The sequence below is a fragment of the Pseudomonas sp. MN1F genome (genome assembly GCF_009391885.1).
Lineage (GTDB): Bacteria > Pseudomonadota > Gammaproteobacteria > Pseudomonadales > Pseudomonadaceae > Aquipseudomonas.
The window spans coordinates 50177-69762 of sequence record NZ_VZII01000013.1 but is presented as its reverse complement, the minus strand read 5'-3'; the positions used below and the strand labels follow the sequence as shown (position 1 = coordinate 69762).

Here is a 19586-nt window from a genome sequence, read left to right as displayed (position 1 = left end):
GGGTTTGTGGAGAGCATGTGATGGTTTTTGATCAGGTCCGCCAACGGCGCCTGTCCGACGACATCGTCGATCGGTTGGAAGGGATGATTCTGGAAGGCACGCTGACCTCGGGGCAGCGGCTGCCGGCCGAGCGCGTCCTGGCCGAGCAGTTCGGTGTATCGCGCCCGTCACTGCGTGAGGCGATCCAGAAGCTGGTGGCCAAGGGGCTGCTGGTGAGCCGCCAGGGGGGCGGCAATTACGTGGCCGAATCGCTCGGTTCGACCTTCAGCGACCCGCTGCTGCAATTGCTTGAACACAGCGCTGAAGCACAGCGCGACTTGCTCGAGTTTCGCCATACCCTGGAGGCGTCATGCGCCTATTACGCGGCCCAGCGCGCTACCGAGCCTGATCGTGCGCGGCTCAAAGCGGCATTCGACGCCCTGCAGGATTGCTATGCCCGGGCTGACGAGGTGACGCGGGCGGAAGAGGGCGCGGCCGATGCGCGCTTCCACCTGTCGATTGCCGAGGCCAGCCATAACGCGGTGTTGCTGCACACGATTCGAGGCTTGTTCGACCTGCTCAAGCGCAATGTGGTGACCAACATTGGTGGCATGTACCAGCAGCGCACGGAAACACGCGACATGCTGATCAGTCAGCACCGCGAGTTGTACCTGGCGATTGTCGAGGGCAGGGCGGAGGATGCGCGGGAGGTGTCCAGCCGGCACATTCTGTATGTGCAGGAGGTGCTGGAAGAGGCGCAGGACGAGGCCCAACGGGTGGCGCGGGCGGAGCGGCGCAGCGGGCGTTGAGATGGGTGCCGGCCCTTTCGCGGGTAAACCCGCGAAGAGGCCGTCACAGGCTAAAGAGTGATTACTCTTCCTTGCCCTTGTTCCGCACCGCACGCTGCAGCTCGCGGTTGGAGTCGCGTTCGCGCATGGTGTCGCGCTTGTCGAACTCCTTCTTGCCCTTGCCAAGCGCGATCTCGCACTTGATCAGGTGCTTGCTCCAGTACAGCGCCAAGGCCACGCAGGTGTAACCCTTCTGCGCCACGGCGGCTTCCACGCGTTCGAGCTCGCGCTTGTTCAGCAGCAGCTTGCGGGTGCGCATGGGGTCGGCGATGACGTGGGTGCTGGCGGCGGTCAGCGGGGTGATGTGGCTGCCGAACAGCCAGGCTTCGCCATCCTTGAGCAGCACGTAGCTGTCGGTCAGGTGCGCCTTGCCGGCCCGCAGGCTTTTTACTTCCCAACCGGACAGGACCAGCCCGGCCTCGAACTTGTGTTCGATGAAGTAATCGTGTCGCGCCTTTTTGTTTTGCGCGATGGTCCCGGTCGGATGTTTCTTTTGTTTAGCCATAGGGGCGGCATTATAGGCAAGTCATCACGCGGTCGGCTATGGGATTTCGGTGTGCTTGAGCCACTGCAATGAATACCGGACAATACAAGGCCTGTTCTATGCACAGAACCTGTTTTCGGCGCGCTGCGAAGCGCCGCCAACCAGCCTTGGAAGTGACGCCTGGATGACTACCCATATTCAACGTTCCGCCCTGCTGCCGTACCCTGCCCAGGCGCTCTACGATCTGGTCAATGACGTGGCCAGCTACCCTGAATTCCTGCCTTGGTGCTCGGCGTCGACAGTGATCGATGCCAGCGACACGCACATGCGGGCGAAGCTGGAGGTGGCCAAGGGCGGCATGAGCCAGCAGTTCGTTACCCGCAATGTGCTGGTGCCGGGGCAGTCCATCGAGATGAACCTGGAAGAGGGGCCATTCACCCAGTTGCATGGCCTGTGGGTGTTCAAGCCGCTTGGTGAAAAAGCCTGCAAGATCAGCCTGGACCTGACCTTCGACTATGCCGGCGCGATCGTGCGTGCCACGCTGGGGCCGCTGTTCAACCAGGCAGCCAATACCCTGGTGGATGCGTTCTGCCAGCGTGCCAAGCAGCTCAATGGTTAAGGTCGAAGTGGCCTACGCCACGGCCGAGCGCCAGTGGCTGTTGGCCTGTGAAGTGCCGGATGGGGTGACAGTGCGTGAAGCGTTGCGTCTGTCCGGGATTGCCGGTCAGGTGAGTGGGCTGGATATCGAGCAGTGCCCGGTGGGCATTTTCGGCAAGGTGGTCGCGGATGCGCATGAACGCCTGGTCGAGGAGGGGGATCGCCTGGAAATTTACCGGCCTCTGCTGCTCGACCCGATCGATGCGCGCAGGCGGCGTGCCGCACAGGCCAAGGCCAAGCGCTAGCTGAACTGGCAGGCAATAAAAAGCCCGGACCTTGGTCCGGGCTTTTTCATCTGGCCGTGAATTACTGCGGCGAGGTTTCCAGCGGTGCCGGCGTCGGCACTGGGGTGGTCTCGATGGTGTCGATCTCGCGCTGGATGGACTCTTCCGTCGAGCCTGGCTTGGCTGGTTTTTCTTCCTGCTGCGGCTTGGCCTGCTCTGGCTGGGTGGCCGGGCTGACCGTGGTGGTATTGCTGCCGCCGAGGATTTCCTGGTCGCGGCTCACGCCTGGCATGAAGTCGCCGGACAGGCTTACCAACTGGTCGCTGTCGTTGAAGAAGATGCTCATGCGCTCCTGCTGACGTTTGCCGCCACCAGGTTGCAGGCTGTACAGGTAGTCCCAACGGTTGGTGTTGAAGGTGTCCTGCAGCAGCGGGTTGCCCATGATAAACCTTACTTGCCGACGGGTCATTCCGGGGCGTAATTGGTCTATCATGTCTTGCGTGACGACATTGCCCTGCTGGATGTCGATTTTGTAAACCCCGGGAAACGAGCAACCGGCGAGTGCGAGCAGTCCCGCGAGGGCGAGGCTGTTTAGCAAGAGCTTGGTGTTTTGCATCGGTGGGCGACTTCCACTATCTTGGCTGGACAACGTAAACCCCGATCATACCCGTATTAAGAGAAGCTGCGAAGCAGCATCGGCGAGAAAGCTGACCATGGTTGAAAATAGCGAATTGCGCAAAGCCGGTCTCAAGGTGACACTGCCTCGAGTCAAGATCCTTCAGATGCTCGACTCGACCGAGCAACGTCACATGAGCGCCGAGGATGTCTACAAGGCGCTGATGGAGGCTGGCGAGGACGTCGGTCTGGCAACCGTGTATCGCGTACTGACCCAGTTCGAAGCGGCTGGTTTGGTGGTGCGCCACAACTTCGATGGTGGCCACGCGGTGTTCGAGCTGGCTGACGGCGGTCACCACGACCATATGGTCAACGTGGAGACCAGTGAAGTTATCGAGTTCATGGATGCTGAAATCGAGCGCCGCCAAAAAGAGATCGTGGCGGAGCATGGCTACGAGCTCGTGGACCACAATCTGGTCCTCTATGTGCGTAAGAAAAAGTAACGATTTAGCGCGTTATGAATGACAAAGGCGACCTTCGGGTCGCCTTTGTGCTTTCTGGAGTGGGCCTCAGGCCTTGCCAGAAACCACCATCTTGCGCGCATGGGCAAGGGATTCCTTGGTCAGGTCAATGCCGCCAAGCATCCGAGCCACTTCCTCGACCCGCTCGCGCTTGCCCAGGCTGGCCACTGCGGTGTGGGTGGTGTCGCTGTTGCGCACCTTGTGCACGAACAGGTGATGGTGCCCTTGCGCGGCCACCTGGGGCAGGTGGGTCACGGTCAGCACCTGGCCACGCTCGCCCAGGCGTCGCAGCAACTGGCCGACGATTTCGGCCGTCGGGCCGCCGATGCCGACGTCCACTTCGTCGAACACCAGGGTCGGAATGCGCGAGGTCTGCGCCGTGATCACCTGGATCGCCAGGCTGATGCGTGACAGCTCGCCCCCGGACGCCACCTTGGCCAGGCCCTTGAGCGGTTGCCCGGGGTTGGCGCTGACCAGCAGTTCGATCTGCTCCAGGCCGTGGGGCGACAGGTCGTTGCCTTCGTTGGCTGTGAGCTCGATGCAGAACCGGCCGCCCGGCATGCCCAGGCGCTGAATCTCCTGTTCCACTGCGACGGCCAACTGCTTGGCTGCCTGCTGGCGCAGGGCGCTCAGCTCCAGCGCCTTCTCCTTATAGTGCTGGGCAAAGGCGCCAAGCTCTTCGCCCAGGCGTTCGATCGACTCGTCGCTGGCGTTCAGGCCTTCGAGTTCATCCATCAGCTGTTGCTGCAAGTGCGGCAGTTCGGTGGGGTGCACGCGGTGTTTGCGCGCCAGGGTGTAGATCGTGTCCAGGCGCTCTTCCAGGGCCTGCAGGCGCATGGGGTCGGCATCGAAGTTGTCGAGAAAGCGGTTGAGCTCGCCCATCGCTTCTTCTACCTGAATCTGTGCGCTGGCGATCATGTTTGCGGCCTCGCCCAGTGCGCGCGGGGCGTTCGCTGCGGCGCCGAGGCGGTTGAGGCTGGAAGTGAGGGCGCTGAGTACGTTGCCCGAATCGCTTTCGCTGCACTGGTCGATGACCTGGCGGCAGATGCCGAACAGGGCTTCGGCATTGGTCAGGTTCTTGTGTTCCTGCTCCAGTTGCTCCAGTTCGTTTTCGCCCAGGCCAAGGTTGTCGAGCTCTTCAAGCTGGTAGCTGAGCAGTTGATGACGGGCGCGTTGCTCGTCGCCGGAATTGCTCAGCCGCTCGAGCTCAAGGCGGGTCTGGTTCCAGCGCTTGGCAGCAAGCTGCACCTGGCGGGCCAGGTCGATGGCGCCGGCGTATTCGTCCACCAGGCGGCGGTGGGTGTCGGTCTTGAGCAGCGACTGGTGTTCATGCTGGCTGTGGATGTCGATCAACAGCTCGCCCAGCGCCTTGAGGTCGCCGAGCGTGCAGGGCGTGCCGTTGATGTAGCCGCGGCTGCGGCCTTCGGCGGTGATGACGCGGCGCAGGATGCACAGCCCGTCGTTGTCCAGGTCGCGTTCGGCCAGCCAGGCATGGGCTTCGGGAATGTCCACCAGGTCGAACGTGGCAAGGATGTCCGCCTTGTCGGTGCCGGGGCGCACCACGCCACTGTCGGCACGGTCGCCCAGGGCCAGGCCGAGGGCGTCGAGCATGATCGACTTGCCCGCACCGGTCTCGCCGGTGATGACCGACATGCCGCGGGCGATTTCGAGGTCGAGGTGCTCGACGATGGCGTAGTTGTGAATGGACAGGTGCACCAGCATGGGGGCGGCTCCCGAAGTTCAGGTCTGGTTATTTATACAGTAGTTTTTTCGCCCCTGCCAATGCCCTCTGGCGGATTCTGTTGTGGCCTGCAAAACCCACTTGCCCCTTGAAGCTGGTTTTTCCGGCCCCATATAGCCGGCAGACACGGCGAGCTTTGCTCGTACAACAGAAATTGCGGAGGAGAGAACCCATGGCTGACGAACAGCTGAATGAAAAAGACCTTAACGCCGAAGAGGCTGGTGCAGTGGATAACGGCGCCCGCGTTCAGGAGCTCGAGGAGCAGCTGGCCGCCGCCAAGGATCAGTCCCTGCGTGTCGCTGCAGAGGCGCAGAACAGCATTCGCCGCGCCGAGCAGGAGGTCGACAAGGCCCGCAAGTTCGCCCTCGAGAAGTTCGCTGGCGACCTGCTGCCGGTGATCGACAGCCTGGAAATGGCCCTGTCGCACCTCAATCCCGAGGACGAACAGGTCAAGAACACGCGTGAAGGTGTCGAGCTGACCGTGAAGATGTTCCAGGACACCCTCAAGCGCTACAACCTTGAAGCCATCGACCCGCACGGCCAGCCGTTCAACCCTGAGCACCATCAGGCCATGGCCATGCAGGAAAACGCCGAGGTCGAGCCAAACAGCGTGCTCAACGTGTTCCAGAAGGGCTACCTGCTCAACGGTCGCCTGCTGCGCCCCGCCATGGTGGTGGTCAGCAAGGCACCAGCGGCAGCGCAACCTTCTATCGATGAGAAGGCTTGAAATCCTCCGGGGCATCCCCATCTAGGTGTCAAGCGTTCAAGTATTACCGCAGTTGGCCACGACAGTAGCCGCTGCCGCCAAATTCAAGTTTCGGGAGAGTAAACATGGGCAAAATCATCGGTATCGACCTGGGGACCACCAACTCGTGCGTCTCCATTCTGGAAAACGGTAACGTCAAGGTCATCGAAAACGCCGAAGGCGCGCGTACTACCCCTTCGATCGTGGCCTACGCCAACGATGGCGAAATCCTGGTGGGCCAGTCGGCCAAGCGTCAGGCTGTCACCAACCCGCACAACACCCTGTTCGCCGTGAAGCGCCTGATCGGTCGTCGCTTCGAAGAAGACGTCGTACAGAAAGACATCAAGCTGGTGCCGTACAAGATCGTCAAGGGCAGCAACGGTGACGCCTGGGTTCAGGCCAGCGGCAAAGACATGGCGCCACCACAGATCAGCGCCGAAGTGCTGAAGAAAATGAAGAAGACCGCCGAAGACTACCTCGGCGAGGCCGTGACCGAAGCGGTCATCACCGTTCCGGCCTACTTCAACGACAGCCAGCGCCAGGCCACCAAGGATGCCGGCCGCATCGCCGGTCTGGACGTAAAACGTATCATCAACGAGCCGACCGCTGCTGCACTGGCCTACGGCATGGACAAGGCCAAGGGCGACCACACCGTCATCGTTTATGACCTGGGTGGTGGTACCTTCGACGTTTCGGTCATCGAAATCGCCGAAGTCGACGGTGAGCACCAGTTCGAAGTACTGGCCACCAACGGCGACACCTTCCTGGGTGGCGAAGACTTCGACATGCGCCTGATCGACTACCTCGTCGACGAGTTCAAGAAAGAGTCCGGCATGGACCTGAAGAACGATCCGCTGGCCCTGCAGCGCCTGAAAGAAGCCGCTGAAAAGGCCAAGATCGAGCTGTCCTCGGCTCAGTCGACCGACGTCAACCTGCCGTACATCACTGCAGACGCTACCGGTCCGAAGCACCTGAACGTGAAGATCTCCCGCGCCAAGCTGGAGTCGCTGGTAGAAGACCTGGTCAACCGTACCATCGAGCCTTGCCGCATCGCCCTGAAAGATGCCGGCATCGACGCCAGCAAGATCGACGACGTGATCCTGGTCGGTGGCCAGACCCGTATGCCGATGGTGCAGAAGGCCGTTTCCGACTTCTTCGGTAAAGAAGCGCGCAAGGACGTCAACCCGGACGAAGCCGTGGCCATGGGTGCTGCCATCCAAGGCGCCGTGCTGGCCGGTGACGTGAAAGACGTACTGCTGCTGGACGTCAGCCCGCTGACCCTGGGTATCGAAACCATGGGCGGCGTGATGACCCCGCTGATCGAGAAGAACACCACCATCCCGACCAAGAAGTCGCAGGTGTTCTCGACTGCCGACGACAACCAGGGCGCCGTGACCATTCACGTGCTGCAGGGCGAGCGCAAGCAGGCTGCGCAGAACAAGTCGCTGGGCAAGTTCGACCTGGCTGACATTCCGCCAGCGCCACGTGGCGTACCGCAGATCGAAGTGACCTTCGACATCGACGCCAACGGCATCCTGCACGTCGGCGCCAAAGACAAGGCCACCGGCAAGGCTCAGTCGATCGTGATCAAGGCCAACTCCGGCCTGTCCGACGAAGAAATCGAGCGCATGGTGCGTGACGCCGAGGCCAACGCCGAGGAAGACCGCAAGTTCGAAGAGCTGGCCGCTGCCCGTAACCAGGGTGATGCGCTGGTGCATTCGACTCGCAAGATGGTCGTTGACGCCGGTGACAAGGTCACAGCTGAAGAGAAGGCCGCGATCGAAGCTGCCGTGGTTGCCCTGGAAGCCGCTGTCAAAGGCGACGACAAGGCTGCCATCGATGCCAAGGTCGAAGAGCTGTCCAAGGTTTCGGCTCCAGTTGCTCAGAAGATGTACGCCGAGCAGCAGGCCGAACAGCCTCAGGGTGGCGCTCAGCAGCACGCCGAGCCGGAAGCCAAGCACGATGACGTGGTTGACGCCGAGTTCGAAGAAGTCAAAGGCGACGACAAGAAGTAATCGTTGCATGCTGTCGACCCGTTCACCGGCGTGTGCCGGTGAACTGGTAGGATGTCGCCGCGCGGGGGCTTGCTCCCGCGTTGGCGTATCTGGAATTCGAGATTTTTTACAGCATTTGTCCGGGCCATTCGTGGTGTGCAGGCAGGTGCTGATGGCGCGGCGCAGATGCCTGACGCCCCAAAAGGTGCAAATGACCTATGTCCAAGCGTGATTTTTATGAGGTCCTGGGTGTCGAGCGCGGCGCCAGCGAAGCTGACCTCAAGAAGGCCTATCGCCGCCTGGCGATGAAGTACCACCCGGACCGCAACCCGGGCGATAAAGAGTCGGAAGACAAGTTCAAGGAGGCCAACGAGGCCTACGAAGTGCTGTCGGATGCCAGCAAGCGTGCGGCGTTCGACCAGTACGGCCACGCTGGCGTCGACCCGAGCATGGGTGGCGGCGGTGCCGGCTTCGGCGGCGCCAACTTCTCCGATATCTTCGGCGACGTCTTCAGCGACTTCTTCGGTGGCGGTCGAGGCGGTGGACGCGGCGGTGCCCAGCGCGGTAGCGACCTGCGTTACACCCTGGAACTGAACCTGGAAGAAGCGGTGCGTGGCACCACGGTCAGCATCCGTGTGCCGACGCTGGTCAACTGCCAGCCGTGTGACGGTTCCGGTGCCAAGAAGGGTTCGACCCCGTCGACCTGTCCGACCTGCGGCGGCATCGGCCAGGTGCGCATGCAGCAAGGCTTCTTCTCGGTGCAGCAGACCTGCCCGCGTTGCCATGGCCAAGGGAAGATCATCACCGACCCATGCACCTCCTGCCATGGCGAAGGCCGTGTCGAGGAATACAAGACCCTGTCGGTCAAGGTACCGGCTGGTGTCGATACCGGCGACCGCATCCGCCTGTCCGGCGAGGGCGAGGCGGGCACCCATGGTGGGCCAACCGGCGATCTGTACGTTGTGATCAATGTGCGCGAGCACGAGATCTTCCAGCGTGATGGCAAGCACCTGTATTGCGAAGTGCCGATCAGCTACACCGACGCCGCCCTCGGTGGCGAGCTGGAAGTGCCGACCCTTGATGGTCGCGTGAAGCTGAAGATTCCGGAAGGCACCCAGACCGGCAAGCAGTTCCGTCTGCGCGGCAAGGGTGTTGCTCCGGTGCGCGGTGGTGGTGCTGGTGACCTGCTGTGCCGCGTGGCGGTAGAGACCCCGGTCAACCTGACCCGTCGCCAGCGCGAACTGCTCGAAGAGCTGCGCAGCTCGCTGGAAGGCGACAACTCGCCCAAGGCCAGTGGCTGGTTCGATGGCGTGAAGCGCTTCTTCGGCGATCTCTGACAAGGAACAAGGCTATGCGACGTATTGCAGTGATGGGCGCGGCGGGGCGGATGGGCAAGACCCTCATCGAAGCCGTTCAGCAAACCCCGGGTGCGGGGCTGACAGCGGCGATCGATCGACCGGACAGCTCGCTGGTCGGGGCGGATGCCGGTGAACTGGCAGCGCTTGGTCGGATCGGCGTACTGCTGTCCGATGACCTGGCCAAGGTTGTCGACGAATTCGACGTGCTGATCGACTTCACCCACCCTTCGGTGACGCTGAAGAACCTGGCGTTCTGCCGCAAGCACGGCAAGGCGATGATCATCGGTACTACCGGTTTCTCCGTTGAGGAGAAGCAATTGCTCGCCGAGGCGGGCAAGGACATTCCGATCGTGTTCGCTGCCAACTTCAGCGTCGGTGTCAATCTCAGCCTCAAGCTGCTGGACATGGCGGCGCGGGTTTTGGGTGATGATGTCGACATCGAGATCATCGAGGCGCACCACCGGCACAAGGTCGATGCGCCGTCGGGGACCGCGCTGCGCATGGGTGAAGTGGTTGCCAATGCGCTGGGGCGCGACTTGCAGGAAGTGGCGGTGTATGGCCGTGAGGGCCAGACCGGCGCGCGTGATCGCAAGACCATCGGCTTCGCCACCGTGCGTGCCGGCGATGTGGTCGGTGACCACACCGTGCTGTTCGCCGCTGAAGGTGAGCGCCTGGAAATCACCCACAAGGCCTCCAGCCGCATGACCTTCGCCAAGGGCGCGGTGCGTGCGGCGCTGTGGCTGGATGGGCGCGAGCCGGGCCTGTACGACATGCAGGACGTGCTCGAGCTGCGCTGATCAGTTCGGGCCGCTGCGCCCTCTGTCGCAATCATGTGTTTTAGAGACACATATGCGGTAGACCGAAAACGCACTTTTCTGTAAGCTACAGCTTTAGTGTGTCCACTAAAAGCGCGCAGCGAATTGAATTCAGCACATGAAAGCGGGGTGACGTGTCCATACGTCACTCCGCTTTTTTGCAACCTGCGATCGCCCTTTCATGCTTGATTTACGGGAGGTCTTCTTGACAAAGCCAGCCATACTCGCCCTTGCCGACGGCAGTATTTTCCGCGGTGAAGCTATCGGTGCCGACGGTCAGACCGTTGGTGAGGTGGTATTCAACACCGCTATGACCGGCTACCAGGAAATCCTTACAGACCCTTCCTATGCGCAGCAAATCGTAACCCTGACCTACCCGCACATCGGCAACACCGGCACCACGCCGGAAGACGCCGAGTCGAACCGTGTCTGGTCCGCTGGCCTGGTCATCCGTGACCTGCCGCTGCTGGCCAGCAACTGGCGTAACACCCAGTCGCTGCCTGAGTACCTCAAGGCCAACAACGTCGTCGCCATCGCCGGCATCGACACCCGTCGCCTGACCCGTATCCTGCGCGAAAAAGGCGCTCAGAACGGCTGCATCCTGGCCGGTGACAACATCAGCGAAGAAGCCGCCATCGCTGCCGCCCGCGGCTTCCCAGGCCTGAAGGGCATGGACCTGGCCAAGGTCGTCTCCACCAAGGAGCGCTACGAGTGGCGCTCCAGCGTGTGGGAACTGAAAACCGACAGCCACCCAACCATCGATGCTGCCGACCTGCCGTACCACGTGGTCGCCTTCGACTACGGCGTCAAGCTGAACATCCTGCGCATGCTGGTTGCCCGCGGCTGCCGCGTGACCGTGGTGCCTGCCCAGACCCCGGCCAGCGAAGTGCTGGCACTGAATCCGGACGGCGTGTTCCTGTCCAACGGCCCTGGTGATCCGGAGCCATGCGACTACGCGATCCAGGCGATCAAGGAAATCCTCGAAACCGAGATCCCGGTATTCGGCATCTGCCTCGGCCACCAGCTGCTGGCCCTGGCTTCCGGCGCCAAGACCGTGAAGATGGGCCATGGCCACCACGGTGCCAACCACCCGGTCCAGGACCTGGACACCGGCGTGGTCATGATCACCAGCCAGAACCACGGTTTCGCCGTTGACGAAGCCACCCTGCCGGGCAACGTCCGCGCCATCCACAAGTCGCTGTTCGACGGCACCCTGCAGGGTATCGAGCGCACCGACAAGAGCGCGTTCAGCTTCCAGGGTCACCCTGAAGCGAGCCCAGGCCCGACCGACGTCGCGCCACTGTTCGATCGTTTCACCGATGCCATGGCCAAGCGCCGCTGAGCATCCTGCATCAAGGCCCCGGGGCGGCTTGTGCCGCGCCCGGACGCGCCTGACCCAGATTGTTCAAGACGGCTTGCCGACTGACCCGCGGATTTGAGTGACAACCATGCCAAAACGTACAGACATCAAAAGCATCCTGATTCTCGGCGCTGGCCCGATCGTGATCGGCCAGGCCTGCGAGTTCGACTACTCCGGCGCCCAGGCCTGTAAAGCCCTGCGCGAGGAAGGTTTCCGCGTCATCCTGGTGAACTCCAACCCGGCCACCATCATGACCGACCCGGCCATGGCCGACGCCACCTACATCGAGCCGATCAAGTGGCAGTCGGTGGCCAAGATCATTGAAAAAGAGCGCCCGGACGCGGTGCTGCCGACCATGGGTGGCCAGACTGCACTGAACTGCGCCCTGGACCTGGAGCGCCACGGCGTTCTGGAAAAGTTCGGCGTAGAGATGATCGGTGCCAACGCCGACACCATCGACAAGGCCGAAGACCGTTCGCGCTTCGACAAGGCCATGAAGGACATCGGCCTGGAGTGCCCGCGCTCCGGTATCGCCCACAGCATGGAAGAGGCCAATGCGGTCCTCGAGAAGCTCGGCTTCCCATGCATCATCCGTCCGTCGTTCACCATGGGCGGCACTGGCGGCGGTATCGCCTACAACCGTGAAGAATTCGAAGAAATCTGCACCCGTGGTCTGGACCTGTCGCCGACCAAGGAACTGCTGATCGACGAATCGCTGATCGGCTGGAAGGAATACGAGATGGAGGTGGTCCGTGACAAGAAGGACAACTGCATCATCGTCTGCTCCATCGAGAACTTCGACCCGATGGGCGTGCACACCGGTGACTCGATCACCGTGGCGCCGGCACAAACCCTGACCGACAAGGAATACCAGATCATGCGCAACGCCTCGCTGGCGGTGCTGCGTGAAATCGGTGTCGAAACCGGCGGCTCCAACGTGCAGTTCGGTATCTGCCCGAACACCGGCCGCATGGTCGTGATCGAGATGAACCCGCGCGTTTCGCGTTCGTCCGCCCTGGCATCCAAGGCCACCGGCTTCCCGATCGCCAAGATTGCCGCCAAGCTGGCCATCGGTTACACCCTCGACGAACTGCAGAACGACATCACCGGCGGCCGCACCCCGGCGTCCTTCGAGCCTTCGATCGACTACGTCGTGACCAAGCTGCCACGCTTCGCCTTCGAGAAATTCCCGAAAGCCGACGCCCGCCTGACCACCCAGATGAAATCCGTGGGTGAAGTCATGGCCATCGGCCGTACCTTCCAGGAATCCCTGCAGAAAGCCCTGCGCGGCCTGGAAGTCGGAGCCTGCGGCCTCGACCCGAAAGTCGACCTGGCCAGCCCGGAAGCGGCCGGCATCCTCAAGCGTGAACTGACCGTGCCGGGTGCCGAGCGTATCTGGTACGTCGCCGACGCCATGCGTTCGGGCATGTCGTGTGAAGAAATCTTCGCGCTGACCGGCATCGACATGTGGTTCCTGGTGCAGATGGAAGACCTGATCAAGGAAGAAGAGAAGGTCAAGACCCTGGCCCTGTCGTCGATCGACAAGGACTACATGCTGCGCCTCAAGCGCAAAGGCTTCTCGGACCAGCGCCTGGCCAAGCTGCTCGGCATCACCGACAAGAACCTGCGTCGTCACCGCCACAAGCTGGAAGTGTTCCCGGTGTACAAGCGCGTCGACACCTGCGCCGCCGAGTTCGCCACCGACACCGCCTACCTGTACTCGACCTATGAGGAAGAGTGCGAGGCCAACCCGTCGACCCGCGACAAGATCATGATCCTGGGTGGCGGCCCGAACCGTATCGGCCAAGGTATCGAGTTCGACTACTGCTGCGTGCACGCTGCACTGGCGCTGCGTGAAGACGGTTACGAGACTATCATGGTCAACTGCAACCCGGAAACCGTCTCCACCGACTACGACACTTCCGACCGCCTGTACTTCGAGCCGCTGACCCTGGAAGACGTGCTGGAAGTCTGCCGCGTCGAGAAGCCGAAGGGCGTCATCGTTCACTACGGCGGCCAGACCCCGCTGAAGCTGGCTCGCGCCCTGGAAGAAGCCGGCGTACCGATCATCGGTACCAGCCCGGACGCCATCGACCGTGCCGAAGACCGTGAGCGCTTCCAGCAGATGGTTCAGCGCCTGAACCTGCTGCAGCCGCCAAACGCCACCGTGCGCAGCGAAGACGAAGCCATCCGCGCTGCTGGCGGCATCGGTTATCCGCTGGTCGTGCGCCCATCCTATGTGCTGGGTGGCCGTGCCATGGAAATCGTCTACGAACTGGACGAGCTCAAGCGCTACCTGCGTGAAGCCGTACAGGTGTCCAACGACAGCCCGGTACTGCTCGACCACTTCCTCAACTGCGCCATCGAGATGGACGTGGATGCGGTCTGCGACGGTACTGACGTGGTGATCGGCGCGATCATGCAGCACATCGAACAGGCCGGCGTTCACTCGGGTGACTCGGCGTGCTCGCTGCCACCTTACTCGCTGAGCAAGGAAGTGCAGGACGAAGTGCGCGTACAGGTATCGAAAATGGCCCTGGAGCTGGGCGTTGTCGGCCTGATGAACGTGCAGCTGGCCCTGCAGGGTGACAAGATCTACGTGATCGAAGTCAACCCGCGTGCCTCGCGTACCGTGCCGTTCGTGTCCAAGTGCATCGGCACCTCCCTGGCAATGATCGCTGCCCGCGTCATGGCCGGCAAAACCCTGAAAGAACTGGGCTTCACCCAGGAAATCATCCCGAACTTCTACAGCGTCAAGGAAGCCGTCTTCCCGTTCGCCAAGTTCCCAGGGGTTGACCCGATCCTCGGCCCTGAGATGAAATCCACCGGTGAAGTCATGGGTGTCGGCGACAGCTTCGGTGAAGCCTTCGCCAAAGCCCAGATGGGTGCCAGCGAAGTGCTGCCGACCGGCGGTACCGCGTTCATCAGCGTGCGTGACGACGACAAGCCACAAGTGGCTGGCGTTGCCCGCGACCTGATCGCCCTGGGCTTCGAAGTGGTTGCAACGGCAGGCACTGCCAAGGTCATCGAAGCGGCTGGCCTGAAAGTGCGCCGTGTGAACAAGGTGACCGAAGGTCGCCCGCACGTGGTCGACATGATCAAGAACGACGAAGTGTCGTTGATCATCAACACTACCGAAGGCCGCCAGTCGATCGCCGATTCCTACTCGATTCGTCGCAATGCGCTGCAGCACAAGATCTACTGCACCACTACCATTGCGGCCGGTGAAGCCATCTGCGAAGCGCTGAAATTTGGGCCTGAAAAGACCGTTCGTCGCTTGCAGGATCTGCACGCAGGACTCAAAGCATGAGCATTACCAAATACCCGATGACCGTCCAGGGCGCTCGCGCCCTGGAAGAAGAGCATCTGTTCCTGAGCAAGACCGAGCGCCCGCGCCTGAGCCAAGCCATTGGCGAAGCGCGTGAGCTGGGCGACCTCAAGGAAAACGCCGAATACCATGCCGCTCGTGAAGAGCAGGGCATGGTCGAGGCGCGCATCCGCGATATCGAAGGCCGTCTGCAGAACTCGGTGGTGATCGACGTCACCACCATCCCCCACACCGGCAAGGTGATTTTCGGCACCACCGTGTTGCTGGCCAACACCGAGACCGGTGACGAAGTGACCTACCAGATCGTCGGCGAAGATGAAGCTGACGTGAAAATAGGCAAGCTTTCGAGCAGTGCGCCGATCGCCCGTGCCATCATTGGCAAGGAAGAAGGTGACACCGTGGTGGTGAAGACGCCAAGCGGTACGGTCGAGTACGAGATTGTCGAAGTCAAACACATCTGACCGGCGCCTGCGGGCGCCATCCCTCGAGGGGATCCTCTGGCAACTGGCCCAGGTGTTCTGGGTCGGTGGCCTGTGGGTGTTCCATGTGGGGCTGGTGCCGGCGCTGAAAGTCAGTGGCCTGGCACCTTTGCTGGTGCAGGACGTCGCCGGGCAGATCGACCGTTGGTTGATCGGCGTGGCATTGCTTGGCTTGTTGACCCAGCTGGCGGTGCTGGCAAGGGTGGACGGCCTGGCGGCCTGGTGGCGGCAGTTTCGCGGGCAGATGCTGTTGTTGGGCTTTGCGGCCTGCGTGGGGTATTACACCTTGCGCTACGGCATCTCGGTCGGCGAGCGCTGGCAGATGTTCTGTTTTCTCGTGTTGGGCTTCTCCGGCATCGTGCTGGTGGCCCAACCGGTCCCGGTCAGGGCGCGCCAGGCGCGCCACTGAGCGGAGCCACCGTCACTTGTAACGGTGGATGTTGGACAGTTGCTTGTTCGGCTGCGGATTCTTGCGATAGATCAGTGCCTTCTTGCCGATGGTCTGCACCAGTTCGGCACGGCCGGCCTTGCACAGTTCGGCAATGACGGCGGCGCGCTCTTCGCGATCTTCCGAGCGAATTTCGACCTTGATCAGTTCGTGATCGACCAGCGCACGCTCCAATTCGGCGATCACGCCTTCGTTCAAACCGTTGCCAGCAACGATCAGGACCGGCTTCAGGTCATGACCAATGGACTTGTATTGCTTCTTCTGCTCGTTATTGAGCGGCATAATCTGACCCTTTCCGTCTGATTCTGTAAAATTGACCGGCATTTTACCCGAGGGCCACCGGCTCCGCCCAGTCAATCACGACGCATATCATCGAGGTGCCCCGTGGTACAACGTTCCAAAAGCAGCGCAAACTGGCTGCGAGAGCATTTCAACGATCCTTTTGTGAAACAGGCACAGAAGGATGGCTACCGTTCGCGTGCGAGCTACAAGCTCCTTGAGATCCAGGAAAAGGACCGTCTGATCCGCCCTGGCATGAGTGTAATTGACCTCGGCGCGGCCCCGGGTGGCTGGTCACAGGTGACCAGTCGTCTGATTGGTGGCCAGGGCCGCCTGATCGCTTCTGACATCCTGGAAATGGACTCGATCCCGGATGTGACCTTCATTCAGGGCGACTTCACCGATGACGCGGTGCTCCAGCAGATTTTGCAGGCGGTCGGCGATTCGCACGTAGACCTTGTGATTTCCGACATGGCCCCCAATATGAGTGGTACGCCCGAAGTGGACATGCCGCGCGCCATGTTCCTTTGCGAGCTGGCCCTGGATCTGGCAACCCGCGTACTGAAGCCTGGCGGTGATTTCCTGATCAAGATTTTCCAGGGCGAAGGCTTCGATATGTACCTGAAGGACGTGCGCACCAAGTTCGACAAGGTACAAATGCGCAAGCCGTCCTCTTCGCGGGACCGTTCTCGTGAGCAGTACCTGCTGGGCAAAGGTTTCAAAGGCGTTTGAAAGGCGTGACACGTGGTGGCTGATAGTTATTTCCAATCGGCTGCCCCGTCTGGATCGTCCGAACTTCGTGTAGTCTAGGTTTCACAAAGGGTTACAGACGGTGCCTGCGGATGCGTAGGTAATGTAGTAAGTTAGGGCGATGAATATCATGCGAGGCACGGCTGCGTCGTGCGCCGGCCTCAGAGGGTAGCGAATTGAACGACATGGCAAAGAATCTGATCCTGTGGTTGATCATCGCAGCTGTCCTGGTGACAGTGATGAACAACTTCTCCAGCCCTAACGAGCCGCAGACCCTCAACTACTCCGACTTCATCCAGCAGGTCAAGGATGGCAAGGTCGAGCGTGTGACCGTCGACGGCTACATCATTACCGGCAAGCGCGCCGACGGGGACAACTTCAAGACCGTGCGTCCGGCCATCACCGACAATGGCCTGATCGGCGACCTGGTCGACAACCATGTGGTCGTAGAAGGCAAGCAGCCTGAACAGCAGAGCATCTGGACTCAGTTGCTGGTCGCGAGCTTCCCGATCCTGGTGATCATCGCCGTGTTCATGTTCTTCATGCGCCAGATGCAAGGTGGTGCAGGTGGCAAGGGCGGGCCGATGAGCTTCGGCAAGAGCAAGGCGCGCCTGCTGTCCGAAGACCAGGTCAAGACCACCCTGGCTGACGTCGCCGGTTGCGACGAGGCCAAGGAAGAGGTTGGTGAGCTGGTCGAATTCCTGCGTGACCCGGGCAAGTTCCAGCGCCTGGGTGGCCGCATCCCGCGTGGCGTGCTGATGGTCGGCCCGCCCGGTACCGGTAAGACCCTGCTGGCCAAGGCCATTGCAGGTGAAGCCAAGGTGCCGTTCTTCACCATTTCCGGTTCCGACTTCGTCGAGATGTTCGTCGGTGTGGGTGCCAGCCGTGTTCGTGACATGTTCGAACAGGCCAAGAAACACGCGCCGTGCATCATCTTCATTGACGAGATTGACGCCGTGGGTCGCCACCGCGGCGCCGGCATGGGTGGTGGTCACGACGAGCGCGAGCAGACCCTCAACCAGTTGCTGGTGGAAATGGATGGCTTCGAAATGAACGATGGCATCATCGTCATTGCCGCCACCAACCGCCCGGACGTGCTCGACCCTGCGCTGCTGCGCCCTGGTCGCTTCGACCGTCAGGTCGTGGTCGGCCTGCCGGATATCCGTGGGAGAGAGCAGATCCTCAAGGTACACATGCGCAAGGTGCCGGTCGGCGAAAACGTCAACCCGGCGGTCATTGCCCGTGGTACCCCGGGCTTCTCCGGTGCCGACCTGGCCAACCTGGTCAACGAGGCGTCGCTGTTCGCCGCCCGCTCCAACAAGCGCCTGGTCGAGATGAAAGAGTTCGAGCTGGCCAAGGACAAGATCATGATGGGCGCCGAGCGCAAGACCATGGTCATGTCCGAGAAGGAGAAAAGGAACACCGCCTATCACGAGGCCGGTCACGCTATTGTCGGTCGCCTGGTGCCTGAGCACGATCCGGTCTACAAGGTTTCGATCATCCCGCGTGGTCGTGCCCTGGGTGTCACCATGTTCCTGCCGGAAGAAGACCGCTACAGCCTGTCCAAGCGTGCGCTGATCAGCCAGATCTGCTCCCTGTACGGTGGCCGGATCGCCGAGGAGATGACCCTGGGCTTCGATGGCGTTACCACCGGTGCTTCCAACGACATCATGCGAGCCAGTCAGATCGCTCGTAACATGGTGACCAAGTGGGGCCTGTCGGAAAAGCTCGGTCCGCTGATGTATGCGGAAGAGGAGGGCGAGGTGTTCCTCGGTCGTAGTGCTGCCAGCCAGCACGCCAGCGTCTCCGGCGAGACGGCAAAGCTGATCGACTCCGAAGTGCGCAGCATCATCGATCAGTGCTATGCCACTGCCAAGCAGCTGCTGATCGACAATCGCGACAAGCTCGAGGCGATGACTGAAGCGCTGATGAAGTACGAGACCATCGATGCCGATCAGATTGACGACATCATGGCTGGCCGCACTCCGCGCGAACCCCGTGATTGGGATGACGACAAGGATTCGGGCACCCCGACTGCCCAGAATGATCGCCCGGAATCGCCAATCGGCGGCCCAGCGGCTCAACACTAAGGGCACTTATGAGCTCACAGCTGTACCCGACCCGGTTGCCTTGCGGCAACCGGGTTCTTGATCTTTCCCGTACCCATGTCATGGGTATCCTGAATATCACTCCCGATTCCTTCTCCGACGGTGGCCGTTTCAGCCAGCGCGATGAAGCGTTGCGTCATGCCGAGGCGATGGTTGCGGCGGGCGCCACGCTGATCGATATCGGTGGTGAGTCGACTCGCCCCGGTGCGCGTGCAGTTTCCGTGACCGAAGAGTTGGAGCGTGTTGCGCCGATGGTCGAAGCCATCAACAGCCGTCTCGATGTGGTCATTTCGGTGGATACCTCAACGCCTGCGGTGATTCGCGAGTCGGCGCGGCTGGGTGCTGGCCTGATCAACGATGTGCGAGCCCTGGAGCGCGATGGCGCCCTGGATGCGGCGGCGGACACCGGCTTGCCGGTATGCCTGATGCACATGCGTGGCGAGCCGGGGAACATGCAGGACGATCCGCATTACGAAGATGTGACTGCCGACGTAACGCGCTATCTTGAACAGCGGATGGCCGCTTGCGCAGCAGCGGGCATCCCTGCCGAACGAATCATTCTTGATCCAGGCTTCGGCTTCGCCAAGACACTGGCGCACAACCTCAGCCTGTTCAAGCACATGGAAGCGCTCTATCGCCTTGGGCGCCCGCTACTGGTGGGCGTTTCGCGCAAGAGCATGATCGGCCTGACGCTGGATCGTCCGGTCGGTGAGCGACTGTACGGCAGCCTCGCGCTGGCGGCTCTGGCCATGACCAAGGGGGCCAGTATCCTGCGCGTCCATGATGTGGCCGAGACTGTCGATGTGGTGCGCATGATTGCCGCGGTACAGAACGCCGAATAAGAACATTGGAG

19 protein-coding genes are annotated in these 19586 nt (G+C 61.5%); 15 read left to right on the top strand and 4 right to left on the bottom strand.

Going from position 1 to position 19586, the window contains the following annotated elements:
- Positions 1-20: 20 nt before the first annotated feature.
- Complete coding sequence (locus F6X59_RS08845) at positions 21-788, top strand: FCD domain-containing protein (protein ID WP_152955909.1); 768 nt, start codon at positions 21-23, stop codon at positions 786-788.
- Positions 789-849: 61 nt separating this feature from the next.
- Here F6X59_RS08845 and smpB read toward each other — a convergent pair whose 3' ends face one another.
- The gene (smpB, locus tag F6X59_RS08840) at positions 850-1332 is read right to left on the bottom strand and encodes an SsrA-binding protein SmpB (RefSeq protein ID WP_152955908.1); all 483 of its coding nucleotides are present in this window, start codon (positions 1330-1332) and stop codon (positions 850-852) included.
- Positions 1333-1495: 163 nt separating this feature from the next.
- On the opposite strand from smpB, the gene F6X59_RS08835 reads away from it, so the two are divergent.
- Together F6X59_RS08835 and F6X59_RS08830 are read left to right on the top strand one after the other, a co-directional pair.
- Entirely contained in the window at positions 1496-1930 is a 435-nt protein-coding gene (locus tag F6X59_RS08835; RefSeq protein WP_152955907.1) for a type II toxin-antitoxin system RatA family toxin, read from the top strand.
- Positions 1923-2213, top strand: coding sequence for an RnfH family protein (locus F6X59_RS08830; RefSeq protein WP_152955906.1), 291 nt, complete (start codon positions 1923-1925; stop codon positions 2211-2213). Before F6X59_RS08835 ends, F6X59_RS08830 begins: the two co-directional genes overlap by 8 nt.
- Positions 2214-2274: 61 nt before the next feature.
- On the opposite strand, the gene F6X59_RS08825 is transcribed toward F6X59_RS08830, so the two are convergent.
- On the bottom strand, positions 2275-2808 hold the full coding sequence (locus F6X59_RS08825; RefSeq protein ID WP_152955905.1) for an outer membrane protein assembly factor BamE: 534 nt from the start codon (positions 2806-2808) through the stop codon (positions 2275-2277).
- A 97-nt stretch (positions 2809-2905) separates the two neighbouring features.
- Between F6X59_RS08825 and fur the strand changes: the two genes are divergently transcribed.
- Positions 2906-3310 carry a ferric iron uptake transcriptional regulator gene (gene fur, locus F6X59_RS08820; RefSeq protein WP_008096237.1) on the top strand — a complete coding sequence of 135 codons (405 nt, stop codon included), beginning with the start codon at positions 2906-2908 and terminating at the stop codon, positions 3308-3310.
- A gap of 66 nt (positions 3311-3376) precedes the next feature.
- Here the strand turns inward: fur and recN are convergent, their stop codons facing one another.
- Entirely contained in the window at positions 3377-5050 is a 1674-nt protein-coding gene (gene recN / locus F6X59_RS08815; RefSeq protein WP_152955904.1) for a DNA repair protein RecN, read from the bottom strand.
- Positions 5051-5241: 191 nt separating this feature from the next.
- Here recN and grpE point away from each other — a divergent pair, with 191 nt between their 5' ends.
- From grpE to F6X59_RS08775, 8 genes are all read left to right on the top strand, one after another.
- The gene (gene grpE / locus F6X59_RS08810; protein ID WP_152955903.1) at positions 5242-5796 is read left to right on the top strand and encodes a nucleotide exchange factor GrpE; all 555 of its coding nucleotides are present in this window, start codon (positions 5242-5244) and stop codon (positions 5794-5796) included.
- Positions 5797-5900: 104 nt separating this feature from the next.
- Entirely contained in the window at positions 5901-7829 is a 1929-nt protein-coding gene (gene dnaK, locus F6X59_RS08805; RefSeq protein WP_152955902.1) for a molecular chaperone DnaK, read from the top strand.
- A 197-nt stretch (positions 7830-8026) separates the two neighbouring features.
- Positions 8027-9145: a molecular chaperone DnaJ gene (gene dnaJ, locus F6X59_RS08800; RefSeq protein WP_152955901.1), complete on the top strand. Its 1119-nt coding sequence runs from the start codon at positions 8027-8029 to the stop codon at positions 9143-9145.
- Between the two features lie 14 nt (positions 9146-9159).
- Complete coding sequence (dapB, locus tag F6X59_RS08795) at positions 9160-9963, top strand: 4-hydroxy-tetrahydrodipicolinate reductase (protein WP_152955900.1); 804 nt, start codon at positions 9160-9162, stop codon at positions 9961-9963.
- A 223-nt stretch (positions 9964-10186) separates the two neighbouring features.
- The gene (carA, locus tag F6X59_RS08790) at positions 10187-11323 is read left to right on the top strand and encodes a glutamine-hydrolyzing carbamoyl-phosphate synthase small subunit (protein ID WP_003249935.1); all 1137 of its coding nucleotides are present in this window, start codon (positions 10187-10189) and stop codon (positions 11321-11323) included.
- A 106-nt stretch (positions 11324-11429) separates the two neighbouring features.
- Positions 11430-14651: a carbamoyl-phosphate synthase large subunit gene (gene carB / locus F6X59_RS08785; RefSeq protein ID WP_152955899.1), complete on the top strand. Its 3222-nt coding sequence runs from the start codon at positions 11430-11432 to the stop codon at positions 14649-14651.
- Positions 14648-15130: a transcription elongation factor GreA gene (greA, locus tag F6X59_RS08780; RefSeq protein WP_152955898.1), complete on the top strand. Its 483-nt coding sequence runs from the start codon at positions 14648-14650 to the stop codon at positions 15128-15130. The genes carB and greA overlap by 4 nt, the downstream gene beginning before the upstream one ends.
- Positions 15108-15557 carry an MFS transporter gene (locus tag F6X59_RS08775; protein ID WP_079226471.1) on the top strand — a complete coding sequence of 150 codons (450 nt, stop codon included), beginning with the start codon at positions 15108-15110 and terminating at the stop codon, positions 15555-15557. Before greA ends, F6X59_RS08775 begins: the two co-directional genes overlap by 23 nt.
- Before the next feature lie 12 nt (positions 15558-15569).
- Here F6X59_RS08775 and yhbY read toward each other — a convergent pair whose 3' ends face one another.
- Positions 15570-15878 carry a ribosome assembly RNA-binding protein YhbY gene (gene yhbY / locus F6X59_RS08770; protein ID WP_027917692.1) on the bottom strand — a complete coding sequence of 103 codons (309 nt, stop codon included), beginning with the start codon at positions 15876-15878 and terminating at the stop codon, positions 15570-15572.
- A gap of 102 nt (positions 15879-15980) precedes the next feature.
- Here yhbY and rlmE point away from each other — a divergent pair, with 102 nt between their 5' ends.
- The 3 genes from rlmE to folP all read left to right on the top strand — a co-directional run bounded on the left by rlmE (position 15981) and on the right by folP (position 19575).
- Positions 15981-16607 (top strand): 23S rRNA (uridine(2552)-2'-O)-methyltransferase RlmE, encoded by a 627-nt coding sequence (rlmE, locus tag F6X59_RS08765; RefSeq protein WP_060509365.1) that lies wholly within the window; start codon positions 15981-15983, stop codon positions 16605-16607.
- A 203-nt stretch (positions 16608-16810) separates the two neighbouring features.
- Positions 16811-18715 carry an ATP-dependent zinc metalloprotease FtsH gene (gene ftsH / locus F6X59_RS08760; RefSeq protein WP_152955897.1) on the top strand — a complete coding sequence of 635 codons (1905 nt, stop codon included), beginning with the start codon at positions 16811-16813 and terminating at the stop codon, positions 18713-18715.
- Positions 18716-18723: 8 nt separating this feature from the next.
- A complete protein-coding gene (gene folP / locus F6X59_RS08755) occupies positions 18724-19575 on the top strand; it encodes a dihydropteroate synthase (RefSeq protein WP_152955896.1) in 852 nt (283 codons plus the stop codon).
- Positions 19576-19586 lie beyond the last annotated feature (11 nt).